Below are 16,933 nucleotides of genomic sequence, written 5' to 3' on the forward strand. Positions count from 1 at the left end.
TACCGGTCGTAGGCGGGGCCGCCGGGAAAACACCACAAAGCGGCCGAGAGCGGCGAATCGCCCCCACAGGGGTTCAACGCCCGTCTCTCGGCTACGTAACTATCAAGCTGTCGACCCGATCGAGTCGTGTGCTCGGGAGCAGGCCCGAGGGCTCGCTCAGCGGCGCGGCTCGGACCAGCCGTGCTCGGTCAGGAACTCAAGGATCGTCTTCACCGACTCGGCAAGCGACAACTCACTGGTGTCGATTGTCAGCTCAGCGTCCGTGGGCGTCTCGTACGGGTCGTCGATGCCTGTCATCCCGGTCAGCTCGCCGGCCCGCGCCTTCGCGTACAGCCCCTTGCGGTCGCGCTGCTCGCAGACCTCGAGCGGCGTCGACACGTGCACCAGGACGAACCCGGCACCGGCCTGCGTCGCCCTCCTCCGCGCGTCGGCACGCGCCTCCGCGTACGGCGCGATCGGGCAGCAGATCACCAGACCACGGTGCCGGGCCACCTCGGCCGCGACCCAGCCGATCCGGCGCACGTTCAGATCCCGGTCCGCCTTGCTGAACGTCAGGCCGGCCGACAGCTCCCGGCGCACCACGTCGCCGTCGAGAAGCGTCACCGTCCGCTCGCCGGCCTCCCGCACGGTGTCCGCCACCTGGCGCGCCACCGTGGACTTGCCCGAACCGGACAGCCCGGTCAGGAACACCACAAGACCCCGCTGGCGGCGCGGCGGACGCGCCCTCACCAGCTCCTTCGCCACGGCCGGCGGCGTGTGCCACTCCGGAAGCGGGAAGCCGCGGTCAAGCAGATCGTTTATCTCCAGCTGGGAGAGCGCCAGCTTGCGGCTGGGGGGCGGAATGTCGTCCCGCCAGCGCCACTGGCCGTCCCGGTTGTCGTAGGCCAGCTCGCGCGGCACAAGCACGCGCAGCCCGCCACCGGAGAGTGAATCGCCTGTCGAGAGCAGGTGGGTAACGCCGTACGCCGCGGCCACCCGGGCCCGCAACAACGCGTCCGCGATCTCCTGGCCACGCCGGATCAGCGACACCGCGACAAGCGTCGCCGAGGGAAGACGGTCCCGCGCGGCGAAGATCGACCGGACCAGCGCCTCGGGCGGCAACCCGTCCGGGCTCGCCTCCGCGGTCGGGATCATCACCAGCACGTGCGCGCTCAACTGCTTCGCCGCGTGCGCGATCTGGGCGAGCTGCGGGCGGTGCAGCGGCTTGTCCGCGATCACACCGAGGACCCTGCCTGCCGGCAGAAGAGCCTTGATCTCCTCGGGGGTACGCCGCAGCCGCTGGAACGGGCCGTGCGTGCCGTCACCGAGCCGGCGCACGTCGCCGCCGACGCCGTACATGCCGTTCTTCGTCGGCCAGGAGTCGGAGACCTCCATCGCCGCGACCGGTGCGCCCTCCAGATCGGTGAGGACGATCGCGCGGCCGAGCGGGCTCGCCAGATCGAGCTGCTCCGCGATCGAGGCCGGGATCTCCAGCGTCACCGCCGCCGGCCACGAGCGATCGTCCGCGAGCCGTCCGCGGCGCGTCAGGCTCGCCAGGTCCTCGCGGCCGAGGAAGCCGGTCAGCGGGGCATAGGCGCCGGAGAGCAGCAGCTCAAGGTCGGCAAGCTCGTACGCCCGGGGCGTATAAGCCGGCGCGTCCCGCAGCACATCCTCAGGCAGCAACCAACCACCGCTGTTCATCCCACCCCCAAGACCAAGTAAGGCAGACAGTCTCTCAGCAGAACGCCCGATCGTGAAAGTCGGAGGGGGTCGGAGCGACAAAAGCTTTCGCGGGTCGTTGTGCGGTGGAGGTAGTTCGGCGGCACGTCTGGAGGATCTTCGGTATGCGCGGCCGGTCCCGCCTCATCCTGGCACTGATCGTGATCGCCGTCCTGGTCGCGGGGTTCGGCCTGCTCTGGGCGGGACGACGGGACGGCGGCGGGCTTCCACCGTCCGCACCCGGGACGGTCCCGCCGCCGCGTGCGGGCGCCGAGCCGACAGTGGCGCCGCCGCCGGGTGGGCCGTCCGCCTCGGCCGGCCTGGGTGTCGCGCCCACGCCGTCGACCTCGTCCTCCGCGGGGAAGGACTGCCGGGCCGGGGCGAAGCTCGTGCCGACCTGCAACGTCCTCTGGGGAGCGGCGCCCGGGGCGTTCACCGAGGAACGGGGCGCGCCGGCACTTGCCGAGTACGAGGAGAAGACCGGGCGGACGCAGACGGTCTACCACGCGTACCACCGGGGCATGAACGGTCTTTTCCCGACCGAGGAGGAAGTGGCGATCGCCGGTGATCCGGCGCGGCCGCGGGTGCTCTTCCTGAACTGGAAGCCGTGGGACGCGAGCTGGGCGGAGATCGCGTCCGGTGCGGCTGACGACTATCTGGATCGGCTCGCGGAGCACATCAACGCCTCCTACGACGCACAGTTCTTCTTCACCGTGCACCACGAGCCGGAGGAGGAGGTGCGGGAACGGGCGGGGTCGGGCTACACCGCGCGGGACTACCGCGAGATGTTCCGGCATGTGGTGGACCGGCTGCGGGGGCGGGGCGTGGACAACCTCGTCACAGTGGTGGTGCACATGGCGTATGTGCCGTATGTGAGCGAGCCCTGGTTCGAGGATCTGTATCCGGGCGACGACGTGGTGGACTGGGTCGCCTGGGATACGTACGCGTACAGCGAGCAGGGGCAGTACGGGCACGGTGACTTCGCGGAACTGATGAACCGGACGTCGGATGCGTCGCCGAGCTGGCCCGGGTTCTACAACTGGGCGGCGGAGCGTCATCCGTCGAAGCCGCTGATGGTGGCGGAGTGGGGGGTCTGGGCCAGCGCGGAGAATCCGGGTCATCAGGCGGATTTCTACCGGAGTGTGGCGCGGCAGATAACCGACTTTCCGCGGATCAAGGCGCTTGTCCATTTTGATACGCCGAGCGATCAGCGCGGGCGGGACTCACGGCCGGAGCGGACGTCTGATGGTCTGGCGGCGTACCGCGAGCTGGGGCAGATGCCGATCTTCCAGGTGAAGGTGCGGTAGTGCGGTTCTGCCGCCGAGCTTCACACCCGGCCGGTGCCCGCGAAAGCGCGAGCACCGGCACGTCAGAGGTGAATTCCTCAGCTCGTCTCGGAAGCTGCGGTGAACGACCGGAGGCGGAAGACCGCGTAGATCAGGCAGAGCACGGTGATGATGATGCTCATGGAGATCGCGACGGGCAGGGAGACGTTCGCGTCGAGGAACTCGGACGGCGCGATGCGATCCGCGTAGCTCAGGGTGTACTGCTCGACGGAGAGGACGCGGGTGCCGCTGACCAGGTTGCCGAGCAGGCCTTCCCAGATCAGCACGTAGAGCAGGCCGACCAGGACGGGGCGGCGGCTGAGCAGGCTGAGCAGGAGGAAGATGGCGGAGTAGACGACGGCGCCGATCGCTGCGGCGGCGGCCAGGCCGAGGCCGAAGCGGACGCTTTCGATCAGGACGCCGACGACGTAGAGCGGGATGGCCGCGGTCAGGGCGGTGACGCCGGAGGCGACAAGGAACTTGGCCCAGACGATCTCGGCGCGGGACAGCGGCTTGGTGAGGATGTGGACGATGGTGCCGTCGTCGATCTCGGAGCCGAGGACGCCGGTGCCGACGATGAGCGCGATGACCGGCAGCAGCACGGCGAAGCCGAGGCCGTTGACGACCGGCTGGGCCCAGTCGCCGGTGTTGATGCCTGTGACACGGGCGAAGACGGCCAGGGCGATCAGCATCAGCGGCAGGGGCAGCAGCAGGAGGAAACGGCGGCGGCCGAAGAGGCCGCGTGCGGTCATCCAGGCGATGGTGGTGTTGATGGGCATGGTCAGGCCTCCACCAGGTAGGAGAAGACGCTCTCCAGGGACTCGTCCGAGGGGGTGAGCCGGCTGACCCGGATGCCCTCCTTGAGTGCGATCTTGGGTAGGGACCGGGTGAAGCCGCCGTAGTCGCTGGCGCGGACGGTCAGGCCGCCGGTGGCCAGTTCGACGCCGGCGACCGACGGCTGTGCCATCAGGGCGACGGCGAGGCGGCGGTCGTCTGTGGAGGAGACCGCGAAGACGTGCGGGCGGTTCGACATCAGGCGGCGGATCTCGCGGTAGTCACCTGAGGCGGCGAGCCGGCCGGAGACCATGACCTGCACGGTGCCGGAGAGCTGCTCGACCTCCTCAAGGATGTGCGAGCTGAACAGGATGGTGCGGCCCTCGCCGCCGAGGCGGTGGAGAAGCTCCATCATGTGCATGCGCTGCCGCGGGTCCATGCCGTTGAACGGCTCGTCGAGCAGCAGTACCTGGGGGTTGTGGACCAGCGCGGCGGCCACCCGGGTGCGCTGCCGCATGCCCTTGGAGTAGGTGGCGATGCGCCGGTCCTTGAACTGTGTCATCTCGACCAGGTCGAGCGCTGCCGCCGCCGCTGCCGCGGGGTCGGGGAGTTTGTGCAGGCGCGCACTGGCCAGGACGAACTCGTCGGCGCTGAGGAAGCTGTGCACCGCCTCCCGCTCGCTGACCAGGCCCAGGTGGCGGTAGACGGCCGGGTTGCGCCAGGCGGGCTGGTCGCCGACCGTGACGGTGCCGCGGGACGGCGACAGGAAGCCGGCCATCATGTGCAGCAGCGTGGTCTTGCCTGCGCCGTTCGGCCCGAGCAGGCCTGTAACGCCCGGCTCAAGCGTCATGGTCACGTCGTTGACGGCCACCACGTTCCCGAACCAGCGGGACACGCCGTCCATGGTCACCGTGGTCACGAGGCCACCTTCCGGTATCGGACGAGCAGGAGCGAGACGCAGAGAACGATGAGGCCGAGCGTCACCGCGCCGTAGAGCGGGCCGAACCCGCCGATGCCGAGCTCCTCGGGCATGCCCTCCGGCCTGCCGAAGATCCACAGGCCGACGCCGCCGACAAGCGTTGCCGGGCTGGCCAGCTGGGCGAGCTGCTGACCCGTCGTGGTGGTGGCGAACGCGAGCACGCCGACCACCGGTGCGGTCACCAGGAACACCGCGACAGTGGCGCCGGCCGCGACCGCGCGCCGGGCGACGAACGAGGAGACAAGCAGCGCGATCGAGCTGTAGACGAGCGCGAACAGCAGCGCGTACGCCAGGCCGGGCGCGAACTCCTTGGCCTCGTCCCAGACCGCGCCGATCCCGTCGCCGCTGAACGCTGCGGTCAAGAACATGATCAGCATGGGTACGGCCATCACGGCGAACGCCGAGGTGATCATCGCGGCGAGCTTGGCCAGCGGGTAGTCCGCGCGGCTCAGCGGCCGGGAGAAGTAGAGCGGGAGCACGCCGCTGCGCAGGTCACGGGAGACCAGTTCGGGCGCGACCACGGCACAGAAGAGGATGAGCAGCATGCTCATCTGGTCCGGGTACGTCTCGTAGGTGAGCAGCTCCAGGTTGGTCTGCGACTTGACCGCGGCCGCGACCACGCCGACGACGAGCATGATGCCTGCCACCGACCACGGGAAGATCTTAGCCTTGAACGTCCGGCCCAGCCCGAACGCGGCCCGCATGCCGTGCACGTAGAGCGAGGCGAAGACCGACCCCCGGCCGAGCCGTGGCCCCTGGTACCGGCGATAGCCGATGTCGTGGATGACGGACATCAGGCGTCCTCCCTCGCGGCGAAGAGCTCGGCCACCCGGTGCCGGCGCTGTTCCAGGCGGTGCAGCGGCAGGTCCAGGTCGGCGACCGCGGCAAGAATCGTGTCGTATGCGGCATCAGGTGCGGAACCCAGCGGCACCAGCAGCAGCCGTCCCTCGCGGGTCGGCGGCAGTCCGGCCGCGGCGAGCCGCTCGCCCAGCTCGTCCGTGCCCTCGCTGACCTCCACCGCGAGCAGGTCGGTGGCGGTCGTCATCGTGGAGAGCTCGGCGGACCGCAGCAGCTTGCCGCCGTCGATGGCGATAAGCGAGTCGCAGATCCGCTCGACCTCGCCGAGCAGGTGCGAGCAGACCACCACGGAGATGCCGAACTCGGAGCCGATCCGCGCGATCAGGTTGAGCATCGCGTCGCGGCCGGCCGGGTCGAGGCCGTTCGTCGGCTCGTCGAGCAGCAGCAGGTCGGGGTCGTGGACAAGCGCCTGCGCCAGCTTCACCCGCTGCTTCATGCCTGTCGAGTAGCCGCCGATCTGCCGGTAGCGCTCCTCGTACAGCCCGACGTGGCGCAGCGCCTCGGAGGCGCGCTCCCGGGCGGCGGTGCGCGGAAGTCCGCTTATCCGGCCGAGGTGGGTCACGAACTCGGCCGCGGACAGCTCCGGCGGCAGGCAGTCGTTCTCCGGCATGTATCCGACGCGCTTACGCACGTCGGCAGCCTGGGTCGTCGGGTCCATCCCCAGCACGCGCAGGGAGCCGCTTGTCGGCGGCATCAACCCCAGCAGCAGCTTGATGAGGGTGGACTTGCCGGCCCCGTTCGCGCCGACCAGGCCCACAACGCCCGGCCCCACGCTCAGCGTCAGGTCCGACAGCGCGGTGACGCGTCCGCCGTAGACCTTCGTCAGGGATTGGGTCGCGATCAATGTCACGGGGTTGAGCCTAGGCGGCGCGCGCATCCGGGGCCTCAGGAATCAACCCTGCAAAAACAAGATCAAAACCCTGAGACCCCATCAGGGGTACGGTCCGGTGCCTGCCGGACCGTACCGCCGCCGAAACGCTCAGCCCGTGTTGCGCATGCCGGCCGCGATGCCGTTGACAGTGGTCAGCAGCGCCCGCTCAAGCGCAGTCGCATCGCTGTAGCCGCGCCGGGCGCCCGGCTTGGTGACGACCGTCTGGCTGGCGCCGCTGTCGCGGTACTGCCGGAGCAGCGCGACCTGCAGGTGGTGCAGCGGCTCCAGGTAGGTGTCCCGGACGCCGAGCGTGCGGGACAGCACCGGGTGCGCCTTCAGCAGGCCTGACTCGCCGGTGATCGCAAGGACCTCGCGCACGGTCCGCGCGTACTCCTCCTCGATCGTGCCGAAGATCGGCTGCAGCTCGTCCGGGACCAGCGTCTCGACGTACCGGCGGGCGATCGACAGGTCGGTCTTGGTGAGCATCATCTCGACGTTGGACAGGAACGTCCGGAAGAAGTGCCAGTCCTTCCACATCTCGTCGAGCACGTGGCCGAGGCCGGCCTCGCGGGCGGCGGCCAGGCCGGTGCCGACGCCGAACCAGCCGGGCACGATCTGGCGGCTCTGCGTCCAGCCGAACACCCACGGGATGGCGCGCAGGCCGCCGAGCCCGGCGTCCGCGTTGGGGCGCTTGGCCGGGCGGGAGCCGATGTTGAGCGCGCCGAGCAGCTCGGTCGGCGTGGACGCCCAGAAGTACGCGGGCAGGTCCGGGTTCTCCACAAGCCGCCGGTACGCCCCGAACGCCGCCTCGGACGCGGTGTCCATCGCGCCGTCCCAGCGCTCCAGGTTCTCGTCGGAGACGCGCGGCTCGGTGTGCAGCAGCGTGGCCTGAAGCACCGCGGCCACCGTCAGCTCCAGGTTCTCCCGGGCCAGCGCGGGCAGCGTGTACTTGTCGGAGATGACCTCGCCCTGCTCGGTGACCTTGATCGCGCCGTCCAGCGTGCCGTACGGCTGGGCCAGGATCGCCTCGTGGGTGGGGCCGCCACCGCGCCCGACAGTGCCGCCACGGCCGTGGAAGAGCCGCAGCCGGACGCCGTGCCGGGCGGCCACGTCCCGCAGCGAGCGCTGGGCCTTGTGGATCTCCCACTGCGAGGTGGTGATCCCACCCTCCTTGTTGGAGTCCGAGTAGCCGAGCATGATCTCCTGCACGTCGCCGCGCGCCTTGACGATCGCCCGGTACGCCGGCAGCGACAGCAGCTCGTCCAGCATCTTCCCGCCGGTGCTCAGCTCCGCGGGCGTCTCCAGCAGCGGCACGATGTTGATCCGCGCGCGCCGGGAGTGCACGTCGATCAGGCCGGCCTCGCGGGCCAGCACGGCGGCGGCGAGCACGTCGTCCGCCCCGAGCGTCATCGAGATGATGTAGGTCTCGACCACGTCGTCGCCGAAGCGCTCCTGCGCCTGCCGGATCGTGCCGAACACGTCGAACGTCTTGCGGGCCGCGTCGGTAAGCGGCGTGTCCGCGCTTGACAGCGGGCGGCGGCCAGTCAGCTCCGCGGCAAGCAGCGCGGTGCGTTCCACCCGGGTAAGCGTGTCGTAGTCGCCGACCTCGCCGAGCTGCCCGTACATCTGGGCGAGCACCGCGTGGTGCGCCTCCGCGTGCTCGCGCACGTCGAGCGTGGCCAGGTGCAGGCCGAACGCGGAGACGGCGCGGATCGTGGACGACAGCCGGCCGACCGCGGTGAGCTGCCCGGAGTTGCGGGCCAGCGACGCGCGCATCAGCTCCAGGTCCGCGATCAGTTCCTCGGTGCCGAGGTAGTCGCGGCCGGGCACGTGCGGCGTGCTCTGCGACAGGCGGGTGCGCGTGTTCGCCAGCTTCGCCTTGATGCAGCGGATCTTCAGCCGGTACGGCTCCTCCGCGTTGACCCGGCGGAAGCGTGCCGCCACCTCGGGCAGCGCGTCCAGGTCCTTGGCCAGGCTCGCGGAGAGGTCGAGCGAGACGCCGCGCAGCCGGCGGGACACCGAGATCTCGGTGATCAGCGAGTCCATCGCGGCCTCGGTGGCCTGGATGCCGTGCTCGTGCTGGATGATCAGCACGTCCCGGGTGACGGCAGGCGTGACGAACGGGTTGCCGTCCCGGTCGCCGCCGATCCAGGTGCCGAACGTGATCGGCCGCGCGGTCGGCGAGGTCTCCACGCCGAGCGAGCGGAGCGTCTCGGCGAGGTCGTCGAGTACCTGCGGCGCCGCGTCCGCGTAGAGCTCCCTGAGGTAGAAGACCGCGTTGCGCGCCTCGTCCGTCGGGTCCGGCCGGTCCAGGCGCAGCTCGTCGGTCTGCCAGATCAGGTCGATCAGCTCGGCGAGGCGGCGGGTCGCGGGGGCGTCGTCCCGCGCGCCGTAGAGCACCGCGGCTGCGGTCTCCGCGTCGAGCTGGTCGGCGACCGCGCGCAGCTTGGTGAGCACGGACCGGCGGGACGCCTCGGTCGGGTGCGCGGTGAAGACCGGGCGGATCGCGAGCCGGCGGGCCGCGGTGGCCACCTCGTCGGCCGGTACGCCGGCCTCCGCGATGAGCTTGGCGGCCTGGTCGAGCCAGCCGCCCTGGGTGGCCCGCTGGCGGCGCAGGTCCCGCGCCCGGTGCACCTGCTCGGTGATGTTCGCCAGGTGGAAGTAGGTGGAGAACGCGCGGGCCAGCTGGGTGCCGGTGCCGACCTCCATCGCGGTCAGACGAGCCGCGGCGGCGCCCGGGTCCGAACGGACCTGCGCACGGATCTCCTCGACCAGGTCGAGGAGCGGCTTGCCCTCCTGCCGCGCGAGCGTCTGCCCCAGCAGCGTGCCCAGCCTGCGGATGTCAGCGCGAAGTGCTGCGTCAGGACCGTCGTGGTCGCTGTGCTCGGTCACAGAAAGCGCTCCTTCCATGCGAACGAAGGACAGCGCTGTCCGACTTGTGCGCGATCGTATCGGCGAAGCGTAGCGCCGGGGTCACGGTGGTGAGCCTTGTCTCAAGCTGTGGTCCCGGCTACACCCTATGACGCGCTGACGGTCCGGTCGTGGCGTTCCTGTGCCTCGACCAGCGCCTCCGTGTTGCTGCCGAACCAGATCATCATCGCGGTCAGCGGCTCCGCCAGGCTCTCGCCGAGCGCGGTCAGGCTGTAGGTGACCTGCGGCGGGATCGTCGGCTCCACCGCGCGGGCGACCAGTCCGTTCCGCACCAGCGCCTTGAGGTTCTGGGAGAGCATCTTCTGGCTGATGCCGCCGATCTTCTGGTGCAGCGCGGAGAACCGGTGCGGGCCGGTGATCAGCGCCGCGATGATCAGCGTGCCCCACCTGGTGGTGACCTGATCCATGATCGGCCGCGACGGGCACCTGCTGTCGAAGGTGTCACCCGCGAGCAGGCGGTGTGCGGACTTGAGCTGCTCACTCACTGTCATAGCAGCAGCTTACAAAAAGGTACGTACTTCCCGCTGGTAATCAACTCTCCTAACGTCACCGGCCATGGACATCTCTCTGCAGGACCGCACCGCCATCGTCACCGGCGCCTCCAAGGGCATCGGCGCCCGGATCGCCGCGGACCTCGCGTCGGCCGGCGCCGCGGTCGTCGTCACCTACCACTCGGACGAGGCCGGCGCGGACCGGGTCGTCAAGGAGATCACCGCGGCGGGCGGCCGGGCGCTCGCGGCCCGGGCCGACGTCGGGCGCCGCGCGGACGTGACAGCGCTGTTCGAGACCGCCCGGGACGCGTTCGGCACGGTGGACGTACTCGTCAACAACGCGGGGATCAGCGTCTTCGCCCCGATCGAGGCGATCACCGACGAGGACTACCGCCGGCACGTGGACACCAACCTGTGGGGCACGCTGCTCACCACACAGGCGCTGATCGGCCAGCCCGGCCTCGACCGCGCCTCGATCATCAACGTGTCGACCGCGGGCACCACGTTCCACCCGGCCTACAGCGCGCTCTACATCGCAACGAAGGCGGCCGTGAACGCGGCGACGCTTGTCGCGGCCAAGGAACTGGGCCCGCGCGGCATCCGGGTCAACGCGATGCTGCCCGGCTACTCGGACACCGAGGGCACCCGCGCGATGGGCTTCGTCGGCTCGCCCGCCGCCGACCAGGCCGTGGCAGGCGTGCCACTCGGCCGCCTCGGCGTCCCGGACGACTACGGCTCCCTCGCGGTCTTCCTCGCCTCCGACGCGGCCCGCTTCATCACCGGCGCACTCATCCACGCCAGCGGCGGCGTGCGCTGACCCTCAGATCCACAACCATGTTCTTCCGCTCTGCTCATCGAAGCCGGGAGTTCCGCAGGACGCGGGCCGGTCGCGGCACTTCGGCAGGCGCTGGGCGGAGGCGAGGCGAAACACCCAAATCCGATATGTTCCGTCACGGCCTACGCTCACCACCCGCCGTGCTGAACTTTCGAAGCCAAGGTCTGGCGCCGAGGCTGCGGCACCGTCGAGGACATCGACTGCCAGGTGCTGCGCAGCCGAACTTCGGTATTCACCGACCTTCCGCAGTCAGGTTGAGCGCGCGTCACAGGCACCTATATAACGAAATTTCGGGCACGGAGTGCCCGATTGGGTGAGGACCTCGCGGTCGCGCAGGCCGCGAGCCCGCACCCCGACGGCGAAGCCTCGGGATCACCCAAGCGCGGCCCGTGCCCTGCCCCGGAAGATCAGTAAGGCCGAATCAAGATCCTTGCGGCTCTGGTGGCCCCTACCAGGCCTTGATATGGGCCACCAGAGCCGCAAGGATCTTGCTACCCGCAGGGTGCGGCACTCTTCGCGATCTGTTGTCCCGGCCGCCGCGCGCCCCTGGGTTGTGCCCTTGCGCGCACGGCACGTGCAGAGAGGCCCCTTGGGGCCGACCGGTGCCCGCGGGAGCTCGCGAGGCTGGACCTCGGCGGAGCTGGGACAGCGATCTAGATCTTCGGCTTCTGCTCCGCACCGCCGTCGCCTTCTGCACCGCGGCCTGCTTCTGTGGCGCGGCCCGCCTCTGTGGTGCGGCCCGCCTCTGCGGTGCGGTCCGCCTCTGCGGCGCGGACGGCCTCGGCGTGGGTCAGGGCGGCGCGGCGCAGGGCGGCTTCGGCGTCGAGGTCGGCCGCGTGGGCTTCGGCGACCTTGTGCAGCAGCTCAGAGCCAAGGTCAAGGGCTTCTGGCAGGGGTACGGTGATGCCTGCGCGCGCGGCCCGCTGGAGGATCTTGGCGGTCAGGGAGAGGGCGGGCTGGGCGAGTGCGATGCCGTCCATCGAGGAGCCGCGGGCCTTTTCCGCACGCTTGATCTGCTCCCAGTTGGTGATGATCTCGTCGATGCCGCTGACCTCGGTGTCCGCGAAGACGTGCGGGTTGCGGCGGATCATCTTGTCGACAAGCGTGCCGGCCACGTCGTCGACGTTCCACCGCTCGTCCTCGGGCAGTTCCTCGGCCAGGCGTGCGTGCAGCACCACCTGGAGCAGCACGTCGCCCAGTTCTTCGCGGAGCGTGTCAAGGTCGCCGGCGTCGATCGCGTCGATCGCCTCGTAGCTCTCCTCGAGCAGGTACTGCGCGAGTGTGGCGTGGGTCTGCTCCCGCTTCCACGGGTCGCCGCCGGGGGAGGCCAGCCGGTCGATCACGGTCACCGCGTCGAGCAGGCGCGCGCCCGGCGGGTCCCAGGAGCCGTAGCGCAGCTCCAGCTCGGCCAGGCCTGGCTCGCGGGCCAGGCGCAGGCCGAGCGCGCGGGCCATGTCCTGGTCGCCGGTCGGGCCGGCCAGCCAGACCACTGTGTCGTGGGCGGCCGCGGCGGCCAGCACCGGCGCGGGATCGGGTTCGACGACTGTCACGTCCGCGCCGGCGGCCCGCAGCGCGGCGGCCTGCGGGCTCTCCTCGGAGGCGAGCACCGGGTGCCTGCGGACCAGGTCCCAGGCGTCGGCGGTCAGCAGGCCCGCGGGCAGGCGCGGCGAGGTGACGAGCAGGACGATCTGCGGCATGCGGACCAGCATGCCGCAGCGGGTCAGCGGGTCGCGACGACGGTCCCGTCCTGGAGGTACGGCATCCGGTACGCGAACGACCTGTCGTTCGCCGAGGCGATCATGGGTGCGGCGGCCGGCAGGTACTTCGGGTTGACCACGGCGCCGGCCTTCTCCGCCTGGGCGTGCAGCGCGTCCGAGATGGCCAGCGGCCCGCCCGCGAAACCGCCGTTGCCGAACTGCTCGCGCACCACAGGCACGGACAGGCCGTCATCGATCGCGTCCGCCTCGACAAGCGCCTGGTAGACGGTCATCAGGCCGTCGTCGGAGACCTGGGCCGGCGCGATGCCGTCCTGGAGCGCGCCGTAGACCTGGTACCAGTCCTGGTAGAGCGACACGTACCGGGTGGCGGCGGGCACGCCGAGCACGGACTCGACCAGCTCGGCCGGCACGCGCTCGCCGGTGACCGGCAGGTTCCGCTCGGCGGCGGCGCGGCGGCCGAGGTCCAGCGTGAGCAGCAGGTCGACCACGTGACGCCGGGTGATCGGCACGCTCGGCCGCTCCGGCCCGCCGCCCGGCGCGTTCTCGGCGGCAAGCTTCTTCTGCTTGTCGTCGAAGGCGTCCCGCGCCTCGTCGAAGATCGCGTCGACTGTGTGCTGCGTGTAGGTCACGTCGCCGACGTATGCGGCGACGGCCGGACTCTGCTTGGCACAGCCGGAGAGGGCAAGCGCGGCCACGGCCACAAATGCCGCATAACGGGCGGATCGCATAGAGATCACTCTATCACGCCGGTAGGTGACCACTCAGCGACCCGCCGCCACCGGCTCGCCAAGCACGTCCTTCAGCAGCTGCGCGCACCACTCCAGCAGCGCCTGGTCACGCACCGGCTCGCCGCCGACCCGGCGGGTCATCGGCCGTGGCACGCTCACCTGCTCAGTCGCCGGCTTGTAGACCGAGTCCGGGTGGTAGCGCTTGAGCCGCATCTGCTTCGAGTCCGGCAGCGGCAGCGGGCCCAGCCGCACGTGCTTACCCTGCAACGTCACCTCGGTCAGGCCGTACGCCTTCGCCACCAGCCGGAACCGTGCCACCGCCAGCAGGTTCGCCACCGGGGCCGGCGGCTCGCCGTAGCGGTCGGTCATCTCGGCCACGATCTCCTTGAGCGCGACCTCGTCCCGCGCCTCGGCCAGCTTCCGGTACATCTCCAGGCGCAGCCGCTCCACGCCGATGTAGTCGTGCGGCAGGTGCGCGTCCACCGGAAGGTCGATCTTGACCTCCTGGACCTCGTCCGGCCGCTCGCCCTTGAACTGCGACACCGCCTCGCCGACCATCCGCACGTAGAGGTCGAAGCCGACGCCCTCGATGTGGCCGGACTGCTCGCCGCCGAGCAGGTTGCCGGCGCCGCGGATCTCCAGGTCCTTCATGGCCACGTACATGCCGGCGCCCAGCTCGGTGTGCTGCGCGATGGTGGCCAGCCGCTCGTGCGCGTGCTCGGTAAGCGGCTTCTCCCGCGGGTAGAGGAAGTACGCGTACGCCCGCTCGCGGCCACGCCCGACCCGGCCGCGGATCTGGTGCAGCTGGGCCAGGCCGAGCAGGTCGGCGCGCTCGACGATGAGCGTGTTCGCGTTCGGGATGTCGATGCCGGACTCGACGATCGTGGTGCAGACCAGGACGTCGAACTCCTTCTCCCAGAACCCGACCATCACCTTCTCGAGCGCCTCCTCGGACATCTGCCCGTGCGCCACCGCCACCCGCGCCTCCGGCACCAGCTCGCGCAGCTTCCGCGCGGCCCGGTCGATCGACTCGACGCGGTTGTGCAGGTAGAAGACCTGGCCGTCGCGGAGCAGCTCGCGGTGGATGGTCGCGGCGATCTGCTTGTCCTCGGACGGGCCGACGAAGGTGAGCACCGGGTGCCGCTCCTCCGGCGGCGTGGCGATCGTGGACATCTCCCGGATGCCGGTGATCGCCATCTCAAGCGTGCGCGGGATCGGCGTGGCGGACATGGTCAGCACGTCCACGCTGGCCCGCAGCGTCTTCAGATGCTCCTTGTGCTCGACGCCGAACCGCTGCTCCTCGTCCACGATCACGAGCCCGAGCTGCTTGAACCGGGCCGCGGCGGAGAGCAGCCGGTGCGTGCCGATCACGATGTCGGTCGTGCCCTCGCCGGCCATCTTCAGCGTCTGCTCCGCCTCCTTCGGCGTCTGGAAGCGGGACAGCTGCCGGATCTCCACCGGGAACTGGCCCATCCGCTCGGTGAACGTGTTGAAGTGCTGCTGGGCCAGGAGCGTGGTCGGCACCAGCACCGCGACCTGCTTGCCGTCCTGCACCGCCTTGAACGCGGCCCGCACCGCGATCTCGGTCTTGCCGTAGCCCACGTCGCCGCAGATCAGCCGGTCCATCGGGACCTGCTGCATCATGTCGTGCTTGACCTCTTCGATCGCGGACAGCTGGTCGGGCGTCTCGGTGTAGGGGAACGCGTCCTCCAGCTCGCGCTGCCACGGCGTGTCCGGGCCGAACGCGTGACCCTTCTGCGCCTGGCGGGCCGCGTAGAGCTGGATCAGCGAGGCGGCGATCTCCCGGACCGCCTTCTTCGCGCGCGCCTTCGCCTTCTGCCACTCGCTGCCGCCCATCTTGTGCAGCGTGGGCGTCTCACCGCCGACGTAGCGCGACAGCTGGTCGAGCTGATCAGTGGGGACGAACAGGCGGTCGCCGGGCTGGTTCTTCTTCGCGGCCGCGTACTCGATCACCAGGTACTCGCGGTCGGCGCCGTTGACCTTGCGCTGCACCAGCTCGACGTACCGGCCGATGCCGTGCTGCTCGTGCACCACGTGGTCGCCGGTCTTGAGCTCAAGCGGGTCGATCGTGTTACGCCGCCGGGACGGCATCTTGCCCATCGCCTTGGCGGTCGAGCCACGCCCACCGGTCACGTCGTTGCCGGTCACCACCGCGAGCCGGGAGCGCTCGTCCACGAAACCGTGGTTCAGCCCGCCGCAGACGATGGTGATCTGCCCGGCGGGCGGTGCCTTCTCGATCGTCTCGGTCGTGATCGTGCCCAGGCCGGCGTCGCGCAGCACCTCGGCCGCGCGGTTCGCCGGGCCCTTCGCCTCGAAGACCAGCACCACCGACCAGCCGTCGCCGGCCCAGCGCTTCAGGTCGTCGACAAGCCGCCCGGTCTCACCGTGGTAGAGCGGCGCAGCCTGTGCCGCGAGCGTGATGTCGTCCCCCGCGTCCGGCGTGACCTGGGTCTGCACGGAGTCCTCCCAGGGCGGGGTCTCCGTCTCCCCGGTGTCCAGCCCGAACGGTGACACCGACCACCATGCCTGGCCCAGCCGGCCCGCCTCCGCGCGCACCTCCGACAGGCTGCGGAACGCGGCCGCGCCCACGTCGATCGGGGCCTCGCCGCCGACCGCCGCCGCGGCCCAGCTGGCCTGCAAGAACTCCTCGCTGGTACGCACCAGGTCGTGCGCCCTGGTGCGGATGCGCTCCGGGTCGCACAGCAGCACGTGCGTGTCTCGCGGCATGCAGTCCAGCAGCAGTTCCATGCTGTCAGTGCCGTCCAGCAGCGCCGGGGCCAGCGACTCCATGCCCTCGACCGGGATGCCCTCGGCCAGCTTGGTCAGGATTTCGCCCAGCTCCGGGTGGGCGGCGGCCAGCGCGGCGGCCCGCTCCCGCACCTGCGGCGTGAGCAGCAGCTCCCGGCACGGCGGCGCGAACAGCTCGGCCGCCGGCTCGATGGTCCGCTGGTCCGCCACCGCGAACGTGCGGATCTCCTCGACCTCGTCGCCCCAGAACTCCACGCGAAGCGGGTGCTCCTCGGTGGGCGGGAACACGTCCAGGATGCCGCCGCGCACCGCGAACTCGCCGCGCTTCGTCACCAGGTCGACCCGCCCGTAGGCCAGCGCGACAAGCCGCTCGACCGTCTCCTCCAGGCCCGCCTCGACCTTCGGGCGCAGCACCACCGGCTCCAGGTCGCCGAGGCCCTTGAGCTGCGGCTGCAACACCGACCGGACCGGCGCCACCACGACCCGCACCGGGCCGGACTCGCCCGGGTGCGCCAGCCGCCGCAGCACGGCCAGCCGGCGGCCCACCGTGTCGGACCGGGGGGAGAGGCGCTCGTGCGGCAGCGTCTCCCACGCCGGGAACGCCACCACCTGCTCGGCCGGGATCAGGCAGCCCAGCGCGTCGACCAGGTCGTCCGCCTCGCGGGAGGTGGCGGTCACCGCGAGCACCGGACGGCCCGCGCCGCCTGATGCCGCCGCGGCCGCCACGGACGCGACGATGAACGGCCGCAGCGGCGCCGGTGCGGTCAGACCCAGCTCAGCGGCCTCCGGCCCACCGGCGCGGGCGAGGTCGCGGGCACGGGCCAGGCCGCCGTCGGCGAGCGCGGCGGGAAGGAGGCCGGCGAGCTTCATGAATCCCCCGTAGGACGGCACGGTGTTCTACCCCGCGCCCAGCATGGACGGGGGGTACGACAAACCAGCCTACGCCGGTCGGGCGG

Annotated in this window: 11 protein-coding genes and 1 pseudogene; 2 read left to right on the forward strand and 10 right to left on the reverse strand. The window is 70.8% G+C overall.

The features are described from left to right. Positions 1-156 precede the first annotated feature (156 nt). Positions 157-1,680 carry an adenylyl-sulfate kinase gene (cysC, locus tag ACIA8K_RS27215; RefSeq protein ID WP_396064090.1) on the reverse strand — a complete coding sequence of 508 codons (1,524 nt, stop codon included), beginning with the start codon at positions 1,678-1,680 and terminating at the stop codon, positions 157-159. Between the two features lie 143 nt (positions 1,681-1,823). Between cysC and ACIA8K_RS27220 the strand changes: the two genes are divergently transcribed. Next, entirely contained in the window at positions 1,824-3,005 is a 1,182-nt protein-coding gene (locus tag ACIA8K_RS27220) for a glycosyl hydrolase (RefSeq protein WP_396064092.1), read from the forward strand. A 77-nt stretch (positions 3,006-3,082) separates the two neighbouring features. On the opposite strand, the gene ACIA8K_RS27225 is transcribed toward ACIA8K_RS27220, so the two are convergent. From ACIA8K_RS27225 to ACIA8K_RS27250, 6 genes are all read right to left on the reverse strand, one after another. After that, a complete protein-coding gene (locus ACIA8K_RS27225) occupies positions 3,083-3,802 on the reverse strand; it encodes an ABC transporter permease subunit (protein ID WP_396064094.1) in 720 nt (239 codons plus the stop codon). A 2-nt stretch (positions 3,803-3,804) separates the two neighbouring features. After that, positions 3,805-4,701, reverse strand: a complete 897-nt coding sequence (locus tag ACIA8K_RS27230; RefSeq protein ID WP_396064314.1) for an ABC transporter ATP-binding protein — start codon at positions 4,699-4,701, stop codon at positions 3,805-3,807. 11 nt (positions 4,702-4,712) lie between these two features. Then, positions 4,713-5,570, reverse strand: coding sequence for an ABC transporter permease (locus ACIA8K_RS27235; RefSeq protein ID WP_396064096.1), 858 nt, complete (start codon positions 5,568-5,570; stop codon positions 4,713-4,715). After that, positions 5,570-6,484: an ABC transporter ATP-binding protein gene (locus ACIA8K_RS27240; protein ID WP_396064098.1), complete on the reverse strand. Its 915-nt coding sequence runs from the start codon at positions 6,482-6,484 to the stop codon at positions 5,570-5,572. Before ACIA8K_RS27240 ends, ACIA8K_RS27235 begins: the two co-directional genes overlap by 1 nt. Before the next feature lie 129 nt (positions 6,485-6,613). Next, a complete protein-coding gene (gene ppc / locus ACIA8K_RS27245) occupies positions 6,614-9,397 on the reverse strand; it encodes a phosphoenolpyruvate carboxylase (RefSeq protein ID WP_396064100.1) in 2,784 nt (927 codons plus the stop codon). A 125-nt stretch (positions 9,398-9,522) separates the two neighbouring features. Beyond that, complete coding sequence (locus tag ACIA8K_RS27250; protein WP_396064103.1) at positions 9,523-9,927, reverse strand: winged helix-turn-helix transcriptional regulator; 405 nt, start codon at positions 9,925-9,927, stop codon at positions 9,523-9,525. A gap of 64 nt (positions 9,928-9,991) precedes the next feature. Between ACIA8K_RS27250 and ACIA8K_RS27255 the strand changes: the two genes are divergently transcribed. Then, positions 9,992-10,744, forward strand: a complete 753-nt coding sequence (locus tag ACIA8K_RS27255; protein WP_396064105.1) for an SDR family NAD(P)-dependent oxidoreductase — start codon at positions 9,992-9,994, stop codon at positions 10,742-10,744. 779 nt (positions 10,745-11,523) lie between these two features. On the opposite strand, the pseudogene ACIA8K_RS27260 reads toward ACIA8K_RS27255, so the two are convergent. From ACIA8K_RS27260 to mfd, 3 genes and pseudogenes are all read right to left on the reverse strand, one after another. Next, positions 11,524-12,459: pseudogene (locus ACIA8K_RS27260) on the reverse strand (MazG family protein); the annotation flags it as partial. Positions 12,460-12,482: 23 nt separating this feature from the next. After that, positions 12,483-13,208: a hypothetical protein gene (locus ACIA8K_RS27265; protein ID WP_396064107.1), complete on the reverse strand. Its 726-nt coding sequence runs from the start codon at positions 13,206-13,208 to the stop codon at positions 12,483-12,485. A 33-nt stretch (positions 13,209-13,241) separates the two neighbouring features. After that, on the reverse strand, positions 13,242-16,847 hold the full coding sequence (gene mfd, locus ACIA8K_RS27270; RefSeq protein WP_396064109.1) for a transcription-repair coupling factor: 3,606 nt from the start codon (positions 16,845-16,847) through the stop codon (positions 13,242-13,244). Between the last annotated feature and the right edge of the window lie 86 nt (positions 16,848-16,933).

Origin of the sequence: Catenuloplanes sp. NPDC051500, from assembly GCF_044454585.1 — a bacterium.
GTDB lineage: Bacteria > Actinomycetota > Actinomycetes > Mycobacteriales > Micromonosporaceae > Catenuloplanes.